Origin of the sequence: Xanthomonas hortorum (assembly GCF_011305375.1) — a bacterium.
GTDB classification, from domain to species: domain Bacteria; phylum Pseudomonadota; class Gammaproteobacteria; order Xanthomonadales; family Xanthomonadaceae; genus Xanthomonas; species Xanthomonas hortorum_E.
The window spans coordinates 134,988-151,358 of sequence record NZ_VCME01000024.1 but is presented as its reverse complement, the minus strand read 5'-3'; the positions used below and the strand labels follow the sequence as shown (position 1 = coordinate 151,358).

At 64.0% G+C, this 16,371-nt stretch carries 18 protein-coding genes; 11 read left to right on the top strand and 7 right to left on the bottom strand.

What is annotated here, in order from left to right:
• Nucleotides 1-565 precede the first annotated feature (565 nt).
• Entirely contained in the window at nucleotides 566-1,633 is a 1,068-nt protein-coding gene (locus FFY45_RS19345) for a class I SAM-dependent methyltransferase (protein WP_176341663.1), read from the top strand.
• Nucleotides 1,630-2,343 (top strand): pseudouridine synthase, encoded by a 714-nt coding sequence (locus FFY45_RS19340; protein WP_176341662.1) that lies wholly within the window; start codon nucleotides 1,630-1,632, stop codon nucleotides 2,341-2,343. The genes FFY45_RS19345 and FFY45_RS19340 overlap by 4 nt, the downstream gene beginning before the upstream one ends.
• 85 nt (nucleotides 2,344-2,428) lie before the next feature.
• On the opposite strand, the gene FFY45_RS19335 is transcribed toward FFY45_RS19340, so the two are convergent.
• From FFY45_RS19335 to FFY45_RS19320, 4 genes are all read right to left on the bottom strand, one after another.
• Nucleotides 2,429-3,235: an SDR family oxidoreductase gene (locus FFY45_RS19335; protein ID WP_176341661.1), complete on the bottom strand. Its 807-nt coding sequence runs from the start codon at nucleotides 3,233-3,235 to the stop codon at nucleotides 2,429-2,431.
• A 125-nt stretch (nucleotides 3,236-3,360) separates the two neighbouring features.
• A complete protein-coding gene (locus FFY45_RS19330) occupies nucleotides 3,361-3,921 on the bottom strand; it encodes a DUF1415 domain-containing protein (protein WP_006450406.1) in 561 nt (186 codons plus the stop codon).
• 148 nt (nucleotides 3,922-4,069) lie between these two features.
• The gene (locus FFY45_RS19325) at nucleotides 4,070-4,897 is read right to left on the bottom strand and encodes an alpha/beta fold hydrolase (protein WP_176341671.1); all 828 of its coding nucleotides are present in this window, start codon (nucleotides 4,895-4,897) and stop codon (nucleotides 4,070-4,072) included.
• 7 nt (nucleotides 4,898-4,904) lie between these two features.
• Nucleotides 4,905-5,390, bottom strand: a complete 486-nt coding sequence (locus FFY45_RS19320) for a YajQ family cyclic di-GMP-binding protein (protein ID WP_006450408.1) — start codon at nucleotides 5,388-5,390, stop codon at nucleotides 4,905-4,907.
• 107 nt (nucleotides 5,391-5,497) lie between these two features.
• Between FFY45_RS19320 and FFY45_RS19315 the strand changes: the two genes are divergently transcribed.
• The 5 genes from FFY45_RS19315 to FFY45_RS19295 all read left to right on the top strand — a co-directional run bounded on the left by FFY45_RS19315 (nucleotide 5,498) and on the right by FFY45_RS19295 (nucleotide 9,900).
• Nucleotides 5,498-6,394 carry a DMT family transporter gene (locus FFY45_RS19315; RefSeq protein WP_176341660.1) on the top strand — a complete coding sequence of 299 codons (897 nt, stop codon included), beginning with the start codon at nucleotides 5,498-5,500 and terminating at the stop codon, nucleotides 6,392-6,394.
• Between the two features lie 154 nt (nucleotides 6,395-6,548).
• Complete coding sequence (locus FFY45_RS19310) at nucleotides 6,549-7,556, top strand: methionine ABC transporter ATP-binding protein (protein WP_023902439.1); 1,008 nt, start codon at nucleotides 6,549-6,551, stop codon at nucleotides 7,554-7,556.
• The gene (locus tag FFY45_RS19305) at nucleotides 7,553-8,248 is read left to right on the top strand and encodes a methionine ABC transporter permease (RefSeq protein WP_023902440.1); all 696 of its coding nucleotides are present in this window, start codon (nucleotides 7,553-7,555) and stop codon (nucleotides 8,246-8,248) included. The genes FFY45_RS19310 and FFY45_RS19305 overlap by 4 nt, the downstream gene beginning before the upstream one ends.
• A gap of 128 nt (nucleotides 8,249-8,376) precedes the next feature.
• On the top strand, nucleotides 8,377-9,180 hold the full coding sequence (locus FFY45_RS19300; RefSeq protein WP_176341659.1) for a MetQ/NlpA family ABC transporter substrate-binding protein: 804 nt from the start codon (nucleotides 8,377-8,379) through the stop codon (nucleotides 9,178-9,180).
• A gap of 162 nt (nucleotides 9,181-9,342) precedes the next feature.
• Complete coding sequence (locus tag FFY45_RS19295; protein ID WP_176341658.1) at nucleotides 9,343-9,900, top strand: CcdC protein domain-containing protein; 558 nt, start codon at nucleotides 9,343-9,345, stop codon at nucleotides 9,898-9,900.
• Nucleotides 9,901-10,093: 193 nt separating this feature from the next.
• Here the strand turns inward: FFY45_RS19295 and FFY45_RS19290 are convergent, their stop codons facing one another.
• The 3 genes from FFY45_RS19290 to FFY45_RS19280 all read right to left on the bottom strand — a co-directional run bounded on the left by FFY45_RS19290 (nucleotide 10,094) and on the right by FFY45_RS19280 (nucleotide 12,108).
• Nucleotides 10,094-10,687 carry a hypothetical protein gene (locus FFY45_RS19290; RefSeq protein ID WP_255172078.1) on the bottom strand — a complete coding sequence of 198 codons (594 nt, stop codon included), beginning with the start codon at nucleotides 10,685-10,687 and terminating at the stop codon, nucleotides 10,094-10,096.
• Nucleotides 10,671-11,276, bottom strand: a complete 606-nt coding sequence (locus tag FFY45_RS19285) for a hypothetical protein (RefSeq protein ID WP_176341656.1) — start codon at nucleotides 11,274-11,276, stop codon at nucleotides 10,671-10,673. Before FFY45_RS19285 ends, FFY45_RS19290 begins: the two co-directional genes overlap by 17 nt.
• A gap of 160 nt (nucleotides 11,277-11,436) precedes the next feature.
• Entirely contained in the window at nucleotides 11,437-12,108 is a 672-nt protein-coding gene (locus FFY45_RS19280; RefSeq protein ID WP_006450414.1) for an OmpW/AlkL family protein, read from the bottom strand.
• Nucleotides 12,109-12,279: 171 nt separating this feature from the next.
• Here FFY45_RS19280 and FFY45_RS19275 point away from each other — a divergent pair, with 171 nt between their 5' ends.
• From FFY45_RS19275 to FFY45_RS19260, 4 genes are all read left to right on the top strand, one after another.
• Nucleotides 12,280-12,810, top strand: coding sequence for a DNA-deoxyinosine glycosylase (locus FFY45_RS19275; RefSeq protein WP_439333552.1), 531 nt, complete (start codon nucleotides 12,280-12,282; stop codon nucleotides 12,808-12,810).
• Nucleotides 12,811-13,061: 251 nt separating this feature from the next.
• Complete coding sequence (locus FFY45_RS19270) at nucleotides 13,062-13,820, top strand: DUF2884 family protein (protein ID WP_176341654.1); 759 nt, start codon at nucleotides 13,062-13,064, stop codon at nucleotides 13,818-13,820.
• Nucleotides 13,821-13,948: 128 nt separating this feature from the next.
• A complete protein-coding gene (locus FFY45_RS19265) occupies nucleotides 13,949-15,727 on the top strand; it encodes a dihydrolipoyllysine-residue acetyltransferase (RefSeq protein WP_176341653.1) in 1,779 nt (592 codons plus the stop codon).
• A complete protein-coding gene (locus FFY45_RS19260) occupies nucleotides 15,724-16,371 on the top strand; it encodes a hypothetical protein (protein WP_176341652.1) in 648 nt (215 codons plus the stop codon). The genes FFY45_RS19265 and FFY45_RS19260 overlap by 4 nt, the downstream gene beginning before the upstream one ends.

Sequence of the window (16,371 nt, the reverse complement as noted above, 5' to 3'; positions counted from 1 at the left end):
AACCGCAACGTCAAGAGAGTGTTTGCACACATCGATCCCGATTCCGCTCATGGGAAATCTCCGCTAGGCTAGAAATGTCGAGAGCTCCCTCGCCTGCCCAGTCTTATCGTTTCGAGTGTCACCTCGGGCAACTGTTCGGGCGAATCAAGGGAGAATCCGGCGTGGGTACCAAGCTACACGGCGATCGCTGAGATCCAGGCTCTCACGGTGGCCCACGCCGGCTCTCGACACCTAAACTGCCAGATTCCGAACAGATAAGGCTCTTACGCGGCATCCATGCCGCGTAAGGTCCCGCGACGGTGGGCGGGCAAGGACCAGTGGAGATGGTCGGTGTGCATGTTTTCAACAAAGCCACCAGCAAACTGTCTGGTGCGGTGTCCTCACCGATTGCGGGACCGTGTGGCGGCATGGATGCCGCCACCGAGCCCCCAGGGACGGGTTTACGGCGTGTCCCGCGAGCGGTGAGGGCACCGCGCCCTCGACCACCAGGCTTGATCAAGCGGCGGCGCCGGGTAGCCGGCAGCGGTCCCTTACAATGGCCGCCTGTTCCCGACCCGATGATCCGATGGCTGGCCCGCACGACGCCCCGCTTCAAACCTTGTTCCTGCCCTTCGCCCAGGGCGTGCTGCCGTGGCCCAACGGCCCGGTGTTGTTCCTGCGCGCGCGTGATGGCTTTGCGCTGAGTGAGCATGCCGCCGCCGATACGCTGACCTGCGAGCAGAGCTTTCGGCCGTTCGCCGAGGCGCTGGAGCGCAGCGGCTGGAACGTGCGCGAAGAGAGCGAGATCGAAGCCGACAGCACCCGCTACGCACTGGTGCTGGTGCTGCCGCCGCGTCAGCGCGAAGAAGCGCGTGCGTTGTTTGCGCGCGCCGTGGCGCTGACCGCGCCGGGTGGCCGTGTGGTGGCCTGCCAGTCCAACAACGAGGGCGCGCGCTCGGGCGAAGCCGATCTGCGCCAGCTCACCGGTCTGGCCGGCAGCCTGACCAAGCACCATTGCCGCACCTACTGGAGCGCCCCGCTGCCTGCCGACACCGATGTGGCGCTGCAGGCGCGCTGGGCCGCGCTGGATGCGCCGCGCACCATTCTGGACGGGCGCTTTGTCAGCCGCCCGGGCGTGTTCGCCTGGGACCGCATCGATCCTGCCTCTGCGCTGTTGGTCGAGCATCTGCCGACCACGCTGGCCGGGCACGGCGCCGATCTGGGTGCGGGCTTTGGCTATCTGTCGGCCGAAGTGCTGGCGCGTTGCCCCAAGGTCATCGCGCTGGATCTGTACGAGGCCGAGGCGCGCGCACTCACCCTGGCGCAGCGCAATCTGCAGGGCATCGCGCATCCGGCGCAGCTGCAGTACCACTGGCACGACGTCACCGCCGGCCTGGTGGCGCAGTACGACTTCATCGTCAGCAATCCGCCGTTCCACACGCCTTCGCGTGCCGATCGCCCGGATATCGGGCAGCGCTTCATCTCGGTGGCCGCGCAGGCGCTGCGCCCGGGCGGGCAATTGTTGCTGGTCGCCAACCGGCATCTGCCTTACGAATACGTACTCAACGAAAGCTTCGGGCAGGTACGCGTGGCCGCCGAACGCCACGGTTTCAAGCTGATTTCTGCCATCCGCGGCCGTGGAGCGCGCGCATGAAGCTGGTCAAGCACATCGCCAATCTCGGTTATGGCAGCCGCAAGCAGGTGACCCAGCTGTTTCGCCAGGGCGCGGTCACCGATGTCCAGGGCGAGGTGCTGTATGCCGACGACCAGGTGGAGCACGACGCGATCCGCATCGATGGCGAGCCGCTGGATCCGCCGCCGGGTTTCAGCCTGTTGCTGCACAAACCCAGCGGCTACACCTGCTCGACCAAGGACACCGGCCGGCTGATCTACGAATTGCTGCCTCTGCGCTTCCGTTCGCGCGCGCCGGTGCTGGCACCGGTGGGGCGGCTGGATCGCGAGACCAGCGGCATGCTGCTGATGACCGACGACGGCGCGCTGCTGCACCGGATCATTTCGCCCAAGTCGGCGCTGGACAAGGTGTACGACGTCACCCTGGCGGAAGATTTGCGTGGCGACGAAGCCGCGCTGTTTTCCAGTGGTACGTTGCTGCTGGAAGGCGAAACCAAACCATTGCTGCCGGCCGAACTGGATGTGCTCGGCCCACGTGAAGCACGGCTGACCTTGCACGAAGGCCGCTACCACCAGGTGCGGCGCATGTTCGCCGCCGCCGGCAATCATGTGGTGGCGCTGCACCGCAGCCGCATCGGCGGGCTGTCGCTGGACGGCCTGCCGTCCGGGCAATGGCGCACGCTGGAAGCGCCCGATCTTGAGGTGTTGTTCGGCCGCAGCGAGCAGACATAAGCAAGGTTGCCGTGCTGCCGGTGCGCTGCTGGCGGCGATATTCGATAGGTGCGGGCCGATCGCAGCATCCTGCGCTGCAGACCCCTCAGACGTACTGCATCTTGCGCGACATGCCGCCATCGACAACGAAGTCCTGCCCGGTCACAAAGCCGGACAGCTGCGGCGACAGCAGATAGACCGCCAGCTGCGCGATGTCTTCGGGCGTTCCCACGCGTCCGGCCGGATGCTGGGCGTGGTCGCGACGCGAGAGCTTGGGCGTGCGCCTGCGCTGCGGTGCACGCCAGGCATCGGTGCTGATCCAGCCCGGGCTGATGCTGTTGACGCGCACCTGCGGGCCTTCGCTCAGCGCCAATGCATGCGTGAAGGCCACCAGGCCGCCCTTGGCGGCGGCATAGGCTTCGCTATGCGGCTCCGATTGCCAGGCGCGGGTGGAGGCAATATTGACGATCGCACCGCCGCCCTGGGCTTGCGCTAACGCGGGCAAGGCCTGCTTGCTGCACAAAAATGCGCCGTGCAGGCTCGCTAACCGGCGGTTCCACTCGTCCCACTCCAGCTGCGGCAATGGCGCGACATGCGGATCGGCCACGCCTGCGTTGTTGACCAGGCCATCGAGGCGACCGAAGCGTTTGAGCGCCGTGGCGATCAAGCGCGTTGCCTGGGATTCGCGCGCGGCATCGCAACGCACGAAGGCGCTGCGTCGCGGCAGTGCCCACTCGTGCAGACAGGCCTTGCCGGCCTCGGCATCCAGATCGCCGATCACCACGCTGCCGCCTGCGCCCAGCACCGCCTGCGCAATGCCGCGGCCGATGCCCTGCGCGCCACCGGTGATCACCACCACGCGGTCCTGCAGCGGGGACGGGTTCCATGCGGAAACAGCGGGAATCAAGGGCATCGGAGCATCGCGTCAGTGAGTTGGTCGGCACTGTAACGCGTGCGTTGTGGTTGCCGCAGCAAGACGCGCGCGGGGTCTGTCGCTGCATCGGCGGCGCCCGCGTGCGTGGGCCTTGTCTCAGCTGATCAGTGCGTCGATGCGTTCAACAGACGTTCCCAGCCGTCCTGGCCCAGGCGTTCCAGCGTCTCGATATTGCGCTCGACGATCACGTCCGGGTCGGGGAAGGCGGCCACCGCACGCTCCACGCTGTCTTCGCGCAGCAGGTGCAAGGTGGGGAAGGGCGAGCGGTTGGTGAAGTTGGCCACATCGTCCACCGCCGCGCCTGCGAACTGATAGTCCGGATGGAAGCTGGCCACCTGCAACACGCCATCCAGATCCAGCGCTTCCACGGCCGCATCGGCGTTGTCGAGGAAGTCGTTGTAGTCCAGGAAATCGGTGAGCACGTCCGGATGCACGATCAAGGTGGTGTCGATCTGCTCGGCCGGGGTGTCGCGCAGCAACACCAGTTCTTCGGCCAGTTGTTCGAGCAGCGCTTCGGGCGTGCTGGCGTCGCTGAGGACCAGGCGCACCTGCTCCTTGACGTAGACCGCCTTGGCGAACGGGCACAGGTTCAAACCGATCACCGCGCGCTCGATCCACTGGCGGGTGGCGGTCAACGGGTCAAGCGTGGAAGGCGTGGACGTCATCGTGGCGGCGGCGGGATGGAGCGCCAGTGTATGCGATCGGTGTTTTCGCGGCCGCGCGCGGTTGTTCCGGTGCTCCGGTGAAGCAGGCGCGAGCGAGGGCGGCGCGCCCTGTCACTGCAACGTGCAGTTCGGCCTTGGCGCCGCTGGCCTATCGAGTTTCTGTTTGCGCAGGAGCTGCCACATGCGCACGCACAAACGCGATCGATGCCTGTGCAACCGCATCGGCATGCGGGGTCTTGTGCGGCGAGCCGATGGCATGCGCGCCGGTGTCGAAGGCCATCGCCTGTTTGCGGCTTGCCGCGGTGCCGAGCGCATCGAACATGTCCAGCATTGCCGGCACCGAGGCGGTTGGATCTTCGTCGCCGTTGGCCGCGCGGTAGTAGCCCACAAACACCGGGCAGCGCACGCGCGACCACGGAGGATCGGCGGCCACGCTCGCGAATAGACTGCGCAGCGCGCGGAATCCATCCGGGTGGATGATGTTCGACCAGAACGCCAAGGCCGCAGCGGTGCGTGGGCGTGGATCGGTCAATGGCGCCTGCGCCGCGCAGACCTGATCGAGCAGTGCAGGGTCGGCCGGCCGGATGCCGGGCGACCATGCGATGACCGCAGCCACCGCGTCGGGCTGCTGCGCTGCTAGCCATAACCCCAGCGTGCCGCCCATGGACGAGCCGACGATCGCCACGCGCTCGCCCATCCGCTGCGCCTGCGCCAATGCTTGCAGTGCCGATGCCTGCAACGCGGAAGGCGTGAGGCCTTGCATCGCATCGGCTGCGCTGGATCCATGGCCAGGCCAACGATGCACGTACAGGTTGGCGCCCAACGCATCGGCCATCTGTTCGGGCAGTGCGCCGGCTTCGCCCGGGCTGGCGGTGAAGCCGTGCAGGTACAGCAGCGCCAGCGGCGTGCGTGCCTGCGCCGCATGTTGCCAGTGGCAACGTGCGGCGTTGCCGGGCTTGAGGTGGGTACTGTCGATGCTTGGCTCAGTCGCGGAAATTATCGAACTGCAGCGGAAGCTCGAAATCGGCTTTCTTCAGCAGCGCCATCGCATCCTGCAGATCGTCGCGCTTCTTGCCGCTCACGCGCAGCTTGTCGCCATTGATCTGCGCTTCCACCTTGAGCTTGGCTTCCTTCAATTTGGCCACCAGCTGCTTGGCCTGCTTCTGCTCGATGCCCTGCTTGACGGTGACCTTCTGGCGCGCACCGGCCAGATTGGTTTCCATATCGCCAAACTCCAGGCAACGCACGTCGATGCCGCGTGCCAGCAGGCGTGCGCGCAGGATGTCGGTCATCTGCTTGACCTGGAAATCGCTGGGCGCGGACTGGTTGATCACCTTGTCGTCTTCCAGCTCGAACCTGGCCTCCACGCCCTTGAAATCGAAGCGCGTATCCAGCTCGCGATTGGCCTGATCCACCGCATTGGTCAGTTCGTGCTTGTCGACTTCGGAGATCACGTCGAAGGAAGGCATGCAAAGCTCCTGCTATCTGAAAACAGCCGCCATTCTAGGGCATCGCGTCGTGCGTACTGTCGAGACGGGGGTTGGCGGTCGGTGCGCAGGCGTAGCGATAATGCGTCATGCCCAACACCCGTTCTCCGCTTCCCGCCATCGCCTGGATGGTGGCCGCCGTAGCCTGCTTCTCGCTGATGGATGCGGGCATGAAGCTGTTGTCGGCGCATTACCCACCGCTGCAGGTCACCTTGTTGCGTGGCGCCGCATCGCTGCCGTTCGTGCTGGTGTGGGTGTTCGCCACCGCCGGGCCGCGTTCGATCGTGCCGGTGCGCTGGGGGCTGCATCTGCTGCGCGGGGTGCTGGGCATGGTGATGATTGGTTGCTTCGTCTACGGCCTGAAGCGCATGCCGCTGTCCACCGCCTACACGCTGTATTTCGTCGCCCCGTTGCTGGTGGCGGCGCTATCGGTGCCGCTGCTGGGCGAGCATGTGGGCCCGCGGCGCTGGACCGCCATTGGCATTGGCCTGGTCGGGGTGATCGTGGTGCTGCGCCCCGGGGTGGACGGGCTGATCTCGCTGCCCGGCCTGATGGTGCTGCTGGCGGCCACTGCCTACGCCATCGCGGCTATCACCGTGAACCTGCTGACGCGTACGGATACCCCGCAGGCGATGGTGGTGTGGTTTCTGCTGTTCATGGCGATCGGTGCCGGCCTGCTGGCGATCCCCGGCTGGGTGCCGTTGCGGGGCGAGCACGCCTGGTTGATCGCCGGCATGGGCCTGGCCGGGGCGCTGGGGCAGATTGCGCTGACCCAGGCCTTCCTGCGCGGCGAGGCCTCGATGATCGCGCCGCTGGAATACACCGGCCTGGTCTGGGTGATCGGCTGGGATTGGCTGCTGTGGCAGACCCTGCCAGACAACTGGACCTGGACCGGCGCCGGCATCATCGTCGCCAGCGGGCTGTATTTGCTGCGGCGAGAGCGGATTCGCAAGGCGGATCGCCTGACGCCGCTAGATAAGCCGTGATTGGGGATTGGGGATTCGCTAGAGCAACGGCAAGGCGCTTTGGCTTTTGCGAATCCCCAATCCCCAATCCCCACTCCCTACCTTAGAACTCAATGGAATATCGTCCGCAAACATTGACTGGTAGGCTTCACGGCCCCCCAATCGGCCACGCGCGGTGATCCAGTTTCAGCGCCTGCACAAGTCTTATTCCGTTGACGGTCGCCAGATCGTGGCGCTGCACCCGCTCGATCTGCGGATCGGCCCTGGCGAAGTGTTCGGCATCATCGGCCATTCCGGCGCCGGCAAATCGACGCTGATCCGCCTGATCAACCGGCTGGAAGAACCCAGCGGCGGGCGCCTGCTGATCGGCGACGAGGACGTCACCGCGCTGGACAGCCAGGGCCTGCGCACGCTGCGCCGCCGTATCGGCATGATCTTCCAGCACTTCAATCTGCTTTCCTCGCGCACCGTGGCCGGCAATGTGGCGTTTCCGCTGGAACTGGCCGGCACCCCGCGCGCCGAGGTCGATGCGCGCGTGGCCGAGCTGCTGGCGCGGGTGGGGCTGGAGCAGCACGCCAACAAGTATCCGGCGCAGTTGTCCGGTGGGCAGAAGCAGCGCGTGGGCATTGCGCGCGCGCTGGCCACCCGGCCGCAGATCCTGCTGTGCGACGAGGCCACCAGCGCGCTGGACCCGCAGACCACCGCCTCGGTGCTGCAACTGCTGGCGCAGATCAACCGCGAGCTGGGCCTGACCATCGTGTTGATCACCCATGAGATGGACGTGATCCGCCGCGTCTGCGACCGCGTGGCAGTGCTGGACGCCGGCAAGCTGGTCGAAACCGGCCCGGTGACCGAGGTGTTCCTGCATCCGCAGCACGCCACCACCCGGCGCTTCGTCTCCGAAGCCGAGCACGTGGACGAAGCCGAGCTGCATCGCGACTTCGCTGCGGTGGGCGGGCGCATCGTGCGGCTGACCTTCCTGGGCAACGGCACCTACGAACCGGTGCTGGGCCGCATCGCGCGGGAGACCGGCGTGGACTACAACATCCTGTCCGGGCGCGTGGACCGCATCAAGGACACCCCGTACGGCCAGCTCATCGTCGCCTTGACCGGCGGCGACCATAACGCGGCACGTGCCGGCTTCGTCGCGGCCGGTGTGCAAGTGGAGGATCTACGCGTATGACTCTGTTGATCGCCACTGCCGATGGGTTCTTCCGCAATCTCGATGCCGGCAAGTGGGGCGATATCGGCCAGGCCACGCTCGACACCTTGCTGATGCTGGCCGGCGCGCTGCCGCTGACGTTGTTGATCGGCCTGCCGCTGGGTGTGGCGCTGTTCCTGTGCGGCGCGCCCCAACTACGCCGCCGCCCGGTGCTGTACGGCGCACTCGCGGCGCTGATCAATTTGCTGCGCTCGGTGCCTTTCATCATCCTGATGATTGCGATGATTCCGCTCACGCTGATGCTGATGGGCACCTCGCTGGGCGTGCGCGGCGCGATCTTGCCGCTGGTGGTCGGCGCCGCACCGTTCTACGCGCGGCTGGTGGAAACCGCGTTGCGCGAGGTGGACCGCGGCATTATCGAAGCCAGCCAGGCGATGGGCGCGACCACGTGGCAACTGGTATTGCGTGTGTTGCTGCCCGAAGCGCGCCCGGGGCTGATTGCCGGTGCCACCGTGACCACCATCGCGCTGATCGGCTTCACTGCGATGGGCGGTGCGATCGGCTCGGGCGGCCTGGGCGATGTGGCCTATCGCGAAGGCTATTTGCGCTCGCATTCGGATGTCGCGCTGGTCACCGTGATCGCCCTGCTGGTGCTTGTGCAGTTGTTGCAGATGCTGGGCGACCGGCTGGTGGCGCGTTACAGCCGGCGCTGAGGTCGTATGTGGCTAGCTGCTGGTGCGGCGCGGAGGGCGCCGTTCCAGTATTGCCGCCTGCTGCACCCGCGGTCTGCTAGGTTTAGCTCTTGCGGCAGTGCCGCATTCCTCCTCCCACGGATCCCTACATGAGCACATTCGCGTTTCGTTCCCTCCTGGCTGCGGCCACGCTGGCCCTGGCCTCCTGTGGCGGTAGCGGTGGCAATAGCGGCGGCGACACGCTGACCGTGGCCGCCACCGCGGTGCCGCATGCCGAGATCCTGGAGGTGGTCGAACCGCTGCTGGCCAAGCAGGGCGTCAAGCTGGACGTGCGCGTGTTCAACGACTACGTGCAGCCCAACGACCAGGTGGTGCAGAAGCAGATCGACGTCAATTACTTCCAGACCGAGCCCTATCTGGACGCCTACAACCGCGACCGCAAGAGCCAACTGGTGACTGTGGTCGGCGTGCATATCGAACCGTTCGGTGCGTATTCGCGCCGCTTCAAGACGCTGGCCGAGCTGCCCACCGGCGCGGACGTGGTGATTCCCAACGACCCGAGCAACAACAGCCGCGCGCTGATCCTGCTCGACAAGGCCGGCGTGATCAAACTCAACGATCCCAGCAACGCGTTGTCCAGCCAGCGCGACATCGTCGAGAACCCCAAGCAGCTGAAGTTCCGCGAGCTCGATTCGGCAATGCTGCCGCGCGTGCTCGACCAGGTCGATCTGGCGCTGATCAACACCAATTACGCACTCGACGCCGGGCTCAACCCGACCCGTGATGCGCTGGCGATCGAAAGCAAGGACTCGCCGTACGTGAACTTCCTGGTAGCCCGCCCGGACAACAAGGACGATGCGCGCGTGCAGAAGCTCGCCAAGGCCTTGACCAGCCCAGAAGTGAAGGCCTTCATCGAGCAGAAGTACAAGGGCGCGGTGTTGCCGGCGTTTTAAGAGCGGTCATCAACACGGCTGTGCAGTGGCCAGGCGGGTGCGATCGGTACCCGTCGCGGCACACATTCCGCGTGCACTGCGGTCCTGAGCGCGCCGTCCACCTCCGCCTGACGTGCGCCCTGCGACTTTTGCTAACCACTGTTCGCCGCAACTGAGCATCTGATGCCACTTCTCCTCGCTATTCCGCTGGCCGTGATCATTGCTCTGGCGGTGTTCGCGGTGCTGTTTCCGTTGTCGCTGGTGCAGCGCTTCCGTGTCGGCACTGCGCGGCGACAGGCCCGCGGATGGTTGTTGATGATCAATCTGGCCTCGGCTGCGCTCTCCAACGTGTTGTTCGTCATTTTCGCGCTGGTTGCTGCGGCGTTCTGGCCCGGCGCGATCAGCCACGCCGCACTCGGCTGGGCCTGCGGGCTGGCCTTGGGTCTGCTGGCATTGCGGTTGACCCGCTTCGAACGTACCCAGCAGGGCCTGTTTTACCGGCCCAATTTGTGGCTGGTGCTCGCAGTGACGGCTTTGGTGGTTGCGCGCGTCATCGCCGGCATGGTGCAGGGCTGGCGCAGCGCCTGGCAGGGCGTGGCCTGGCCCACGGAAGGCTGGCTCAGTCATGCCAGTCTGCTGGGCGCGGCCGGCGTATTGCTTGGTTACGCGCTCGCGTATGCCACCTTGCTGTGGTGGCGTTGGCGCAGTGCGCGCCTGCGCGGCAGCGTTTACTGGCGGTGATCCTTAAATTGAAGCCTTACCAACGCACAATTCCGAAATAACTGGCGTTTCTACAAACCTCTACTTTCAAGAAGTGCTCAGATTGTATATCACTAGGTACCATTTATCCGGTCAGGATGAGTAGTACTAAGGTGTAACCACTGTTACTGCCAGCCCTCTCGGTGCTGGCAGTAACAATTTCAAGTATGCCTAATTAATTAAATGCTTCCGCAGCTTTGAGCATCTGCGCGTCTGCTGGTGCTATGCGAATGGCACTTAGGCAATCTGGAGAGGTTTCCGGGAACGAGAACTCCATCTTCTCCTGGTTTTTAACAACGGCTAAAGTTAATGTTTCTGAACTACTCTGTCCTCTCGGAATATTTGAAATCAGATAATTTGGGTATTGGCTCTTAAAGTCCTGGCGAGAGACGCAGGAGCCTTCCAGATTGAGTAAGACTGATTCGATATTTTTTTTATCGGCTGATATTGATATGGAGGAGTCCTTGGCAGTCAGATGATCGCCTATTTTTAATATTCCTCCGCTAACTTTATACGTTCCTTCGTTTTTCAGACTCGGCGTCGAAATTCTGGCTCCAGGCCATGAATTAATAAATTCAGAAGGTGATTTTTTGAGATTTCTCGAAATTTCTTCGGCTAGTTCAAACGTACGAGCAGCATCCGCTGCTGTCGCTGCTGTCGCTGCTGTCGCTGTTGAAATCTTAGTTGCATATAATGAAGGTGCAATCAGAGCAGCAAGCAGCGTTATTGTAAGGCGGGAATATGATGATCTGTTAAGGAAGTTTGTCATACTGCTCTCCATAATATACGTTATAGTTCTGTCCTGTGGTTGAGGTTACGTTGTTCGCGCAGAAAGATTTTCCAACGTTTGATGCGACATTAGGTCCTCCAGCATAGTAAACCCCAAAAAGCTGATCGGGATTTGATGCTGCAAGCTTAATGTCTATGCTATTTTGAGTGGAACTCCATATTTCATTCCTTGCAACTATGTTATTTGTTACGGCAAGTCCTTCCATCTTGCATGCTTCATCTATATATGCTTGCCGAGTCGTTTTGGCAAACGAATAATTGAATTTCACATGGCCAAATTCATGGGCTAGGGCTGAGACTGTAAAATACATGCCCGGCATATCTTGACTCGCGCAGCTATAATTTCGGATATATACAACTTTATTTGGCATGTCCGTATAGCTGGCCGAGCCGTAAGCGATCTTGAAAGTGGTGCTGCTGCTTATCTGTCCAGTAAGTGTCGTTGATTGGGAAGTTATAAAGTCAATGCAGGTTCCAAGTCCTGTGGTAGGGACGGTTGTCTGAGCCTGAGCTCCAAAGGAAACGAGTGCAAGAAGAAATATCGCTGCCGCATGGCATCTTATTCTCATGGTATCTCCATATTTAATTGAAGAAGTCGCGCTGATTTCTACGCGATCTACCCCCCCTTAACGAAATCCTAAACGTAAAATTCCCTTCGAACTGAGGTTTTGATCAAAAAAACAGGCCCTTGCGGGCCTGTTTGGTGAGGTGCTTAGTCAATCGGTGTGCTTAGAAGCGCGCGCCGACACCGAAGCCGACGGTCCACGGATCCAGTTCCAGCTCGCTGCCGGTACCCTGGCCGCCTTCGCGCAGTTCCGGACGCGAACGCATGTAGCGGGCGTCGGCACGTGCGAACCAGGTGGAGTTGATGTTCATGTCCACGCCGACGGTGCCGATGACACCCTTGGCGGTGTCCAGGCCCACGTGCTGGCCGCTGGCCGAGGCCGCGTCGATCTTCTCGTTGCTGAAGTTCGACTCGTAGTAGCCCACGCCCACGAACGGACGGAACACGTTATCGGCCTGGCCGAAGTGGTACTGGCCGCTGATGGCGATCGGCTGCTGCTCGACGGTACCGACCTTGCCCACGCCATCGGCGTTGACGCGGTGGTTGAACTTGTCGGCTGCGCCCCATAGTTCAACGGCCCAGTTGTCGTTGATGTAGTAGCTGGCGCTCAGCGTCGGCGCCGGGCCGCCATCGACGTCCAGGCCCGGAGCCGGGTCGTTCTTCGGCTTGATCAGGGCCACACCGCCGACCACTGCCCAATGCTTGCCAGAGGCGCTATCGGCGCTGGTGGAAGCCGAGGAGGTGTCACCGGTGTAGGTGGTGTCTTGTGCAAATGCAGACGGCGCAAACGCAAGTGCGGATACGGCAGCCAGGCTCAGGATGGAAATGGAACGCATTGGGGGTCTCCTCGTGTTCTTGTTGGGCCCGTGGAGTGGGCCGCGCCAAAGCTATTCCTGAAAATCTGAATCCACGCCCACCCGCAGCTCGCTAAAATTTCGTTTGTTCAGCAAGTTTCCGAAGAAGGCCGTGGTTGCGACATGTAAGCTGAAAAAGACATTCACCCAGGTGTGATCGCCGTGACGAAAAACGACGTGTTGCAAGGCCTGCCAGCGCACATTCCTGGCGATTGCCGTGTCTTGGTGCTCGGTTCGATGCCCGGCAACGCCTCGCTGGACGCGGCGATGTACTACGCGCACCCACGCAATCGGTTCTGGCCGTTGATGCAGGTTCTGCTGGGCATCGATGCAAGCGTTGCGTATGCCGAACGTCTGGAGGCGTTGGCGCACTGCGGCGTCGGCGTGTGGGATGTGATCGGCCAATGCGAACGGCGCGGGAGCCTGGATACGGCCATCGTCGCCAGCAGCATCGTGGTCAATCCGTTGGCGGCGCGCCTGGCGACGCTGCCTCAGCTGCGCGCGGTGGCCTGCAATGGTGCCGCTGCGGCGCAGGCGTGGCTTCGGCACGTGCAACCGCTGTTGCCACTGCAATTGCAGGCAGTGCCGGTCTGGGCGTTGCCGTCCACCAGTCCGGCCAACGCAGCGTGGTCGCTGCAGCGGTTGTGCGACGCCTGGCAGCCGTTGCGCGATGCGTTGGACTAGCGACGTTGGCCAGGCATGCATCGACGTCGTGATCGAAGACATGCCCATGATCCAGACACGAGCGAGGCGCATGATGCCAGTCGAGCGATGTGCACGCGTTTTAGCGGCTTGAACCAACGCGCATACCAACTGCAGCGCCAATTTGACCGGCTGCGGCACCGCTATCGGCCATAAGTCATGCCAGCGTCCGGCACAGGCACGCGTCCGGCACGCGCGGGCATGCTGCACCCAATGCACAACGGAGCAGCGCGATGACGAGCAAGCACGGATTGATGATGGCGCTAGGGCTGCTGGCAGGCATGTTCGGCGTCGTAGACGCGGCAGCGGCCGAGGATCTGCACTGCGAAGTCAGCAGCGACTACGACCTCACGCTCAACCCGCGCAGCCTGATCCTGATCCGCGAATCGGGCACGCCGCAGCGCCTGGTACTGCGCCAGGGCGCGTTGTTCGTCGACGACCGCTGGGTCGCGCTGAGCGCGGACGATCGCGCCCGCTTGATCCAGTTCGAGCGCCAGACCCGCGGGGTGGTACCGCTGGCGCAGGAGGTCGGGCGCGAAGCGGCCGATATCGCCGTCACCGCGCTGGGCGAGGTGGCGGCCGGTTTCAGCCGCACCCCGGAGGTCACCCGCACCCAGATGGCGAATGTGCGCGAGAAGATCGATACGCGCTTGAAGCAGAGCTTCAGCAAAACCCAGCTCACCACGATCGACATCGATGACGACATCGGCGCCATGGTGGCCGAGCTGCTGCCGCAACTGATCGGCGATGTCGTCGCCGGAGCGGTGCAGTCGGCATTGACCGGTAACGATGTGCAGCTGCGGTCGCTGGATGGCGTGGAAGCGCGCATCGAGCGCCTGATCGAGCCGCAGGCGCGTGCGTTGCGGCCGCGCGCGCAGCAGTTGTGCGAGCGGGTGGAAGCGCTCGATGGCTTGGACAATGCGCTGGCGTATCGTTTGCCCTCGGGCGAGCCACTGCAACTGTTGCGGGTGGATCGACGCGCCTCGAAATGATCCAGCGCGTGCGTGCGCAAACGCTGCATCCCACCCGGTGCGCGACTTTTTCCACGGCAATGGTTGGCGCTGCGGCCCGCAGCCGGCCACAATAGGGGTTTCCCCATTCTGTTGCCGGAGTTCCCCGTATGGCCGAAATCAAGGAAGCACTTGTCCCCGATATCGGTGACTACAGCGATGTCCCGGTAATCGAGGTGCTGGTGTCGGTCGGCGATACGGTCAGCAAGGACCAGAGCCTGGTCACGCTGGAATCGGACAAGGCCACGATGGAAGTGCCCTCGTCGGTGTCCGGCGTGGTCAAGGAGATCAAGGTCAAGGTCGGCGATTCGCTGTCGCAGGGCGCGCTGGTCGCGCTGATCGAAGTGGCCGATGCCGGCGCCGAGACCGCTGCGGCTCCCGCCCCAGCGGCTGCGCCCGCTGCTCCGGCCAAGGCCGCGCCCGCTGCCGCCCCGGCGCCTGCCGCCAAGGCTGAGCCGGCCGCGCCGGCCGCATCCTCGGACGGCGGCCTGGTCGAGGCCCGCGTGCCCGATATCGGCGATTACACCGACATCCCGGTGATCGAGGTGCTGGTCGCCGTCGGCGATACCGTCGCCAAGGACCAGAGCCTGGTCACGCTGGAATCGGACAAGGCCACGATGGAAGTGCCGTCCTCGGCCGCCGGTGTGGTCAAGGAGCTCAAGGTCAAGGTCGGCGACACGCTCTCGCAGGGCAATGTGGTGGCAATCATCGCGGCCAATGATGGCGGTGCCGGTGCGGCGCAGTCCCCGGCTAAGCCCACCACCGACACCGCCGAAACCGCTGGCAAGGTCGAGCCGGTCGCGGTGTCTGCGGTGCCGGACAAGCTGGCCCAGCGCGAGATCGCGCAGGTGCAGGGCGCACGCTCCAGCGAGGCCGCGCAGCCTGCGCAGGGCGGCCAGCCGTCGGCTGGCAACCCGTCCAGCCCGCCGGTGACCTTCGACGCCGACAGCGTGCTGCCATCCAAGGTGGCCTACGCCAGCCCGGTGGTGCGTGTGTTCGCGCGCGAGCTGGGCGTGGATCTGAACCAGCTCAAGGGCAGCGAAAAAGGCGGCCGCATCACCCGTGAGGACGTGCAGCGCTTCGTCAAGGCCGCACTCAGTGGCGGCGCGCCCGCCGCAGCCGGTGCTGCCCCGGCCGGCGGTGGCAATGGGCTGAACCTGCTGGCCTGGCCGAAGGTGGACTTCAGCAAGTTCGGCGAGACCGAGACCCAGCCGCTGTCGCGCATAAAGAAGATTTCCGGTGCCAACCTGGCACGCAACTGGGCGATGATTCCGCACGTCACCCAGTTCGAATCGGCCGACATCACCGACCTGGAAGGCCTGCGAGTGGCCCTCAACAAGGAAAACGAGAAGGCCGGCATCAAGCTCACCATGCTCGCCTTCCTGGTCAAGGCCAGCGCCGCGGGGTTGAAGAAATTCCCCGAGTTCAACGCCTCGCTCGATGCAGCCGGCGAAAACCTCACGCTGAAGAAGTACATCAACATCGGCTTTGCCGCCGACACGCCGAACGGCCTGGTCGTGCCGGTGATCCGCGATGTCGACAAGAAGGGCGTGCTGCAGATCGCGCAGGAGAGCGGCGAGCTGGCCAAGAAGGCACGCGACGGCAAGCTCGGCCCGGCCGACATGAGCGGCGGTTGCTTCTCGATCAGCTCGCTCGGCGGCATCGGTGGTACCGCGTTCACGCCGATCATCAATGCGCCGGAAGTGGCGATCCTGGGCGTCTCCAAGTCGGCGATGCAGCCGGTCTGGAACGGCAAGGAGTTCGCGCCCAAGCTGATGCTGCCGTTGTCGTTGAGCTACGACCACCGCGTCATCGACGGCGCGCTGGCTGCACGCTTCACCACCTACCTCAGCCAGGTGCTGGCCGACATGCGACGCGTCCTGCTGTGAGAGCGGCGCTGCTGACGATCGCCCTGCTGGGCGTGCTGCCGTGCACGACTGCGGCGGCACGCGAGTGCGAAAGCACGCTCGGGCGTGGCTGGCCGCCGGGCGTGGGCAACTACGGCACCGCGGTGACCACGTTGCTCGACGGCACCACCAAGCCGAGCCTGTCGTTGCTGACGCTGCCCACCCGTGGTGTCGAGAGCGGTGTGTCGCTGCTGCCCGGCAAGGACGGCGCCGACTGGACCCTGCGGCATAGCCGCGCCGACGAGCGCGTCTACAGCTGGGTCAGCCAGAGCGATCGCGGCAGCGTGCAGTTCCGCACCGAGCAGACCCCGGAAACGGTGGAAATTCCGATTCCGGCGGCGCTGGCAAAGCGCCTGATCAGCAACTGGACCAGCGCACTGACCCAGCTCGCACCGACCGGACGCACCGCGCCGGTGAGCGAGGGTGAGGTGCTGTCGTTCCAGGTCGATGGCGTGCGCTACAGCGGCGCGCGTCCGGGCTGCGGCGCCGGCGAGCTGCTGCTGCAGCAGGCCGCGTTGCTGATCGAAGCCAGCGAAGGCAAGGAAAAGAAGCGCGACAAGCGCTGGACCCAAATCGAATCGTCGCTGGATGAACTCCAGCAGACGCTTGCCGGCACGGCCGGTTGA

What these genes read in the sequence shown, in the direction of transcription:
- FFY45_RS19345 (WP_176341663.1), top strand. Translation starts at nt 566, where the DNA reads ATGGCTGGCCCGCACGACGCCCCGCTTCAAACCTTGTTCCTGCCCTTC.
- FFY45_RS19340 (WP_176341662.1), top strand. Translation starts at nt 1,630, where the DNA reads ATGAAGCTGGTCAAGCACATCGCCAATCTCGGTTATGGCAGCCGCAAG.
- FFY45_RS19335 (WP_176341661.1), bottom strand. Translation starts at nt 3,235, where the DNA reads ATGCCCTTGATTCCCGCTGTTTCCGCATGGAACCCGTCCCCGCTGCAG.
- FFY45_RS19330 (WP_006450406.1), bottom strand. Translation starts at nt 3,921, where the DNA reads ATGACGTCCACGCCTTCCACGCTTGACCCGTTGACCGCCACCCGCCAG.
- FFY45_RS19320 (WP_006450408.1), bottom strand. Translation starts at nt 5,390, where the DNA reads ATGCCTTCCTTCGACGTGATCTCCGAAGTCGACAAGCACGAACTGACC.
- FFY45_RS19315 (WP_176341660.1), top strand. Translation starts at nt 5,498, where the DNA reads ATGCCCAACACCCGTTCTCCGCTTCCCGCCATCGCCTGGATGGTGGCC.
- FFY45_RS19305 (WP_023902440.1), top strand. Translation starts at nt 7,553, where the DNA reads ATGACTCTGTTGATCGCCACTGCCGATGGGTTCTTCCGCAATCTCGAT.
- FFY45_RS19300 (WP_176341659.1), top strand. Translation starts at nt 8,377, where the DNA reads ATGAGCACATTCGCGTTTCGTTCCCTCCTGGCTGCGGCCACGCTGGCC.
- FFY45_RS19295 (WP_176341658.1), top strand. Translation starts at nt 9,343, where the DNA reads ATGCCACTTCTCCTCGCTATTCCGCTGGCCGTGATCATTGCTCTGGCG.
- FFY45_RS19290 (WP_255172078.1), bottom strand. Translation starts at nt 10,687, where the DNA reads ATGACAAACTTCCTTAACAGATCATCATATTCCCGCCTTACAATAACG.
- FFY45_RS19285 (WP_176341656.1), bottom strand. Translation starts at nt 11,276, where the DNA reads ATGAGAATAAGATGCCATGCGGCAGCGATATTTCTTCTTGCACTCGTT.
- FFY45_RS19280 (WP_006450414.1), bottom strand. Translation starts at nt 12,108, where the DNA reads ATGCGTTCCATTTCCATCCTGAGCCTGGCTGCCGTATCCGCACTTGCG.
- FFY45_RS19270 (WP_176341654.1), top strand. Translation starts at nt 13,062, where the DNA reads ATGACGAGCAAGCACGGATTGATGATGGCGCTAGGGCTGCTGGCAGGC.
- FFY45_RS19265 (WP_176341653.1), top strand. Translation starts at nt 13,949, where the DNA reads ATGGCCGAAATCAAGGAAGCACTTGTCCCCGATATCGGTGACTACAGC.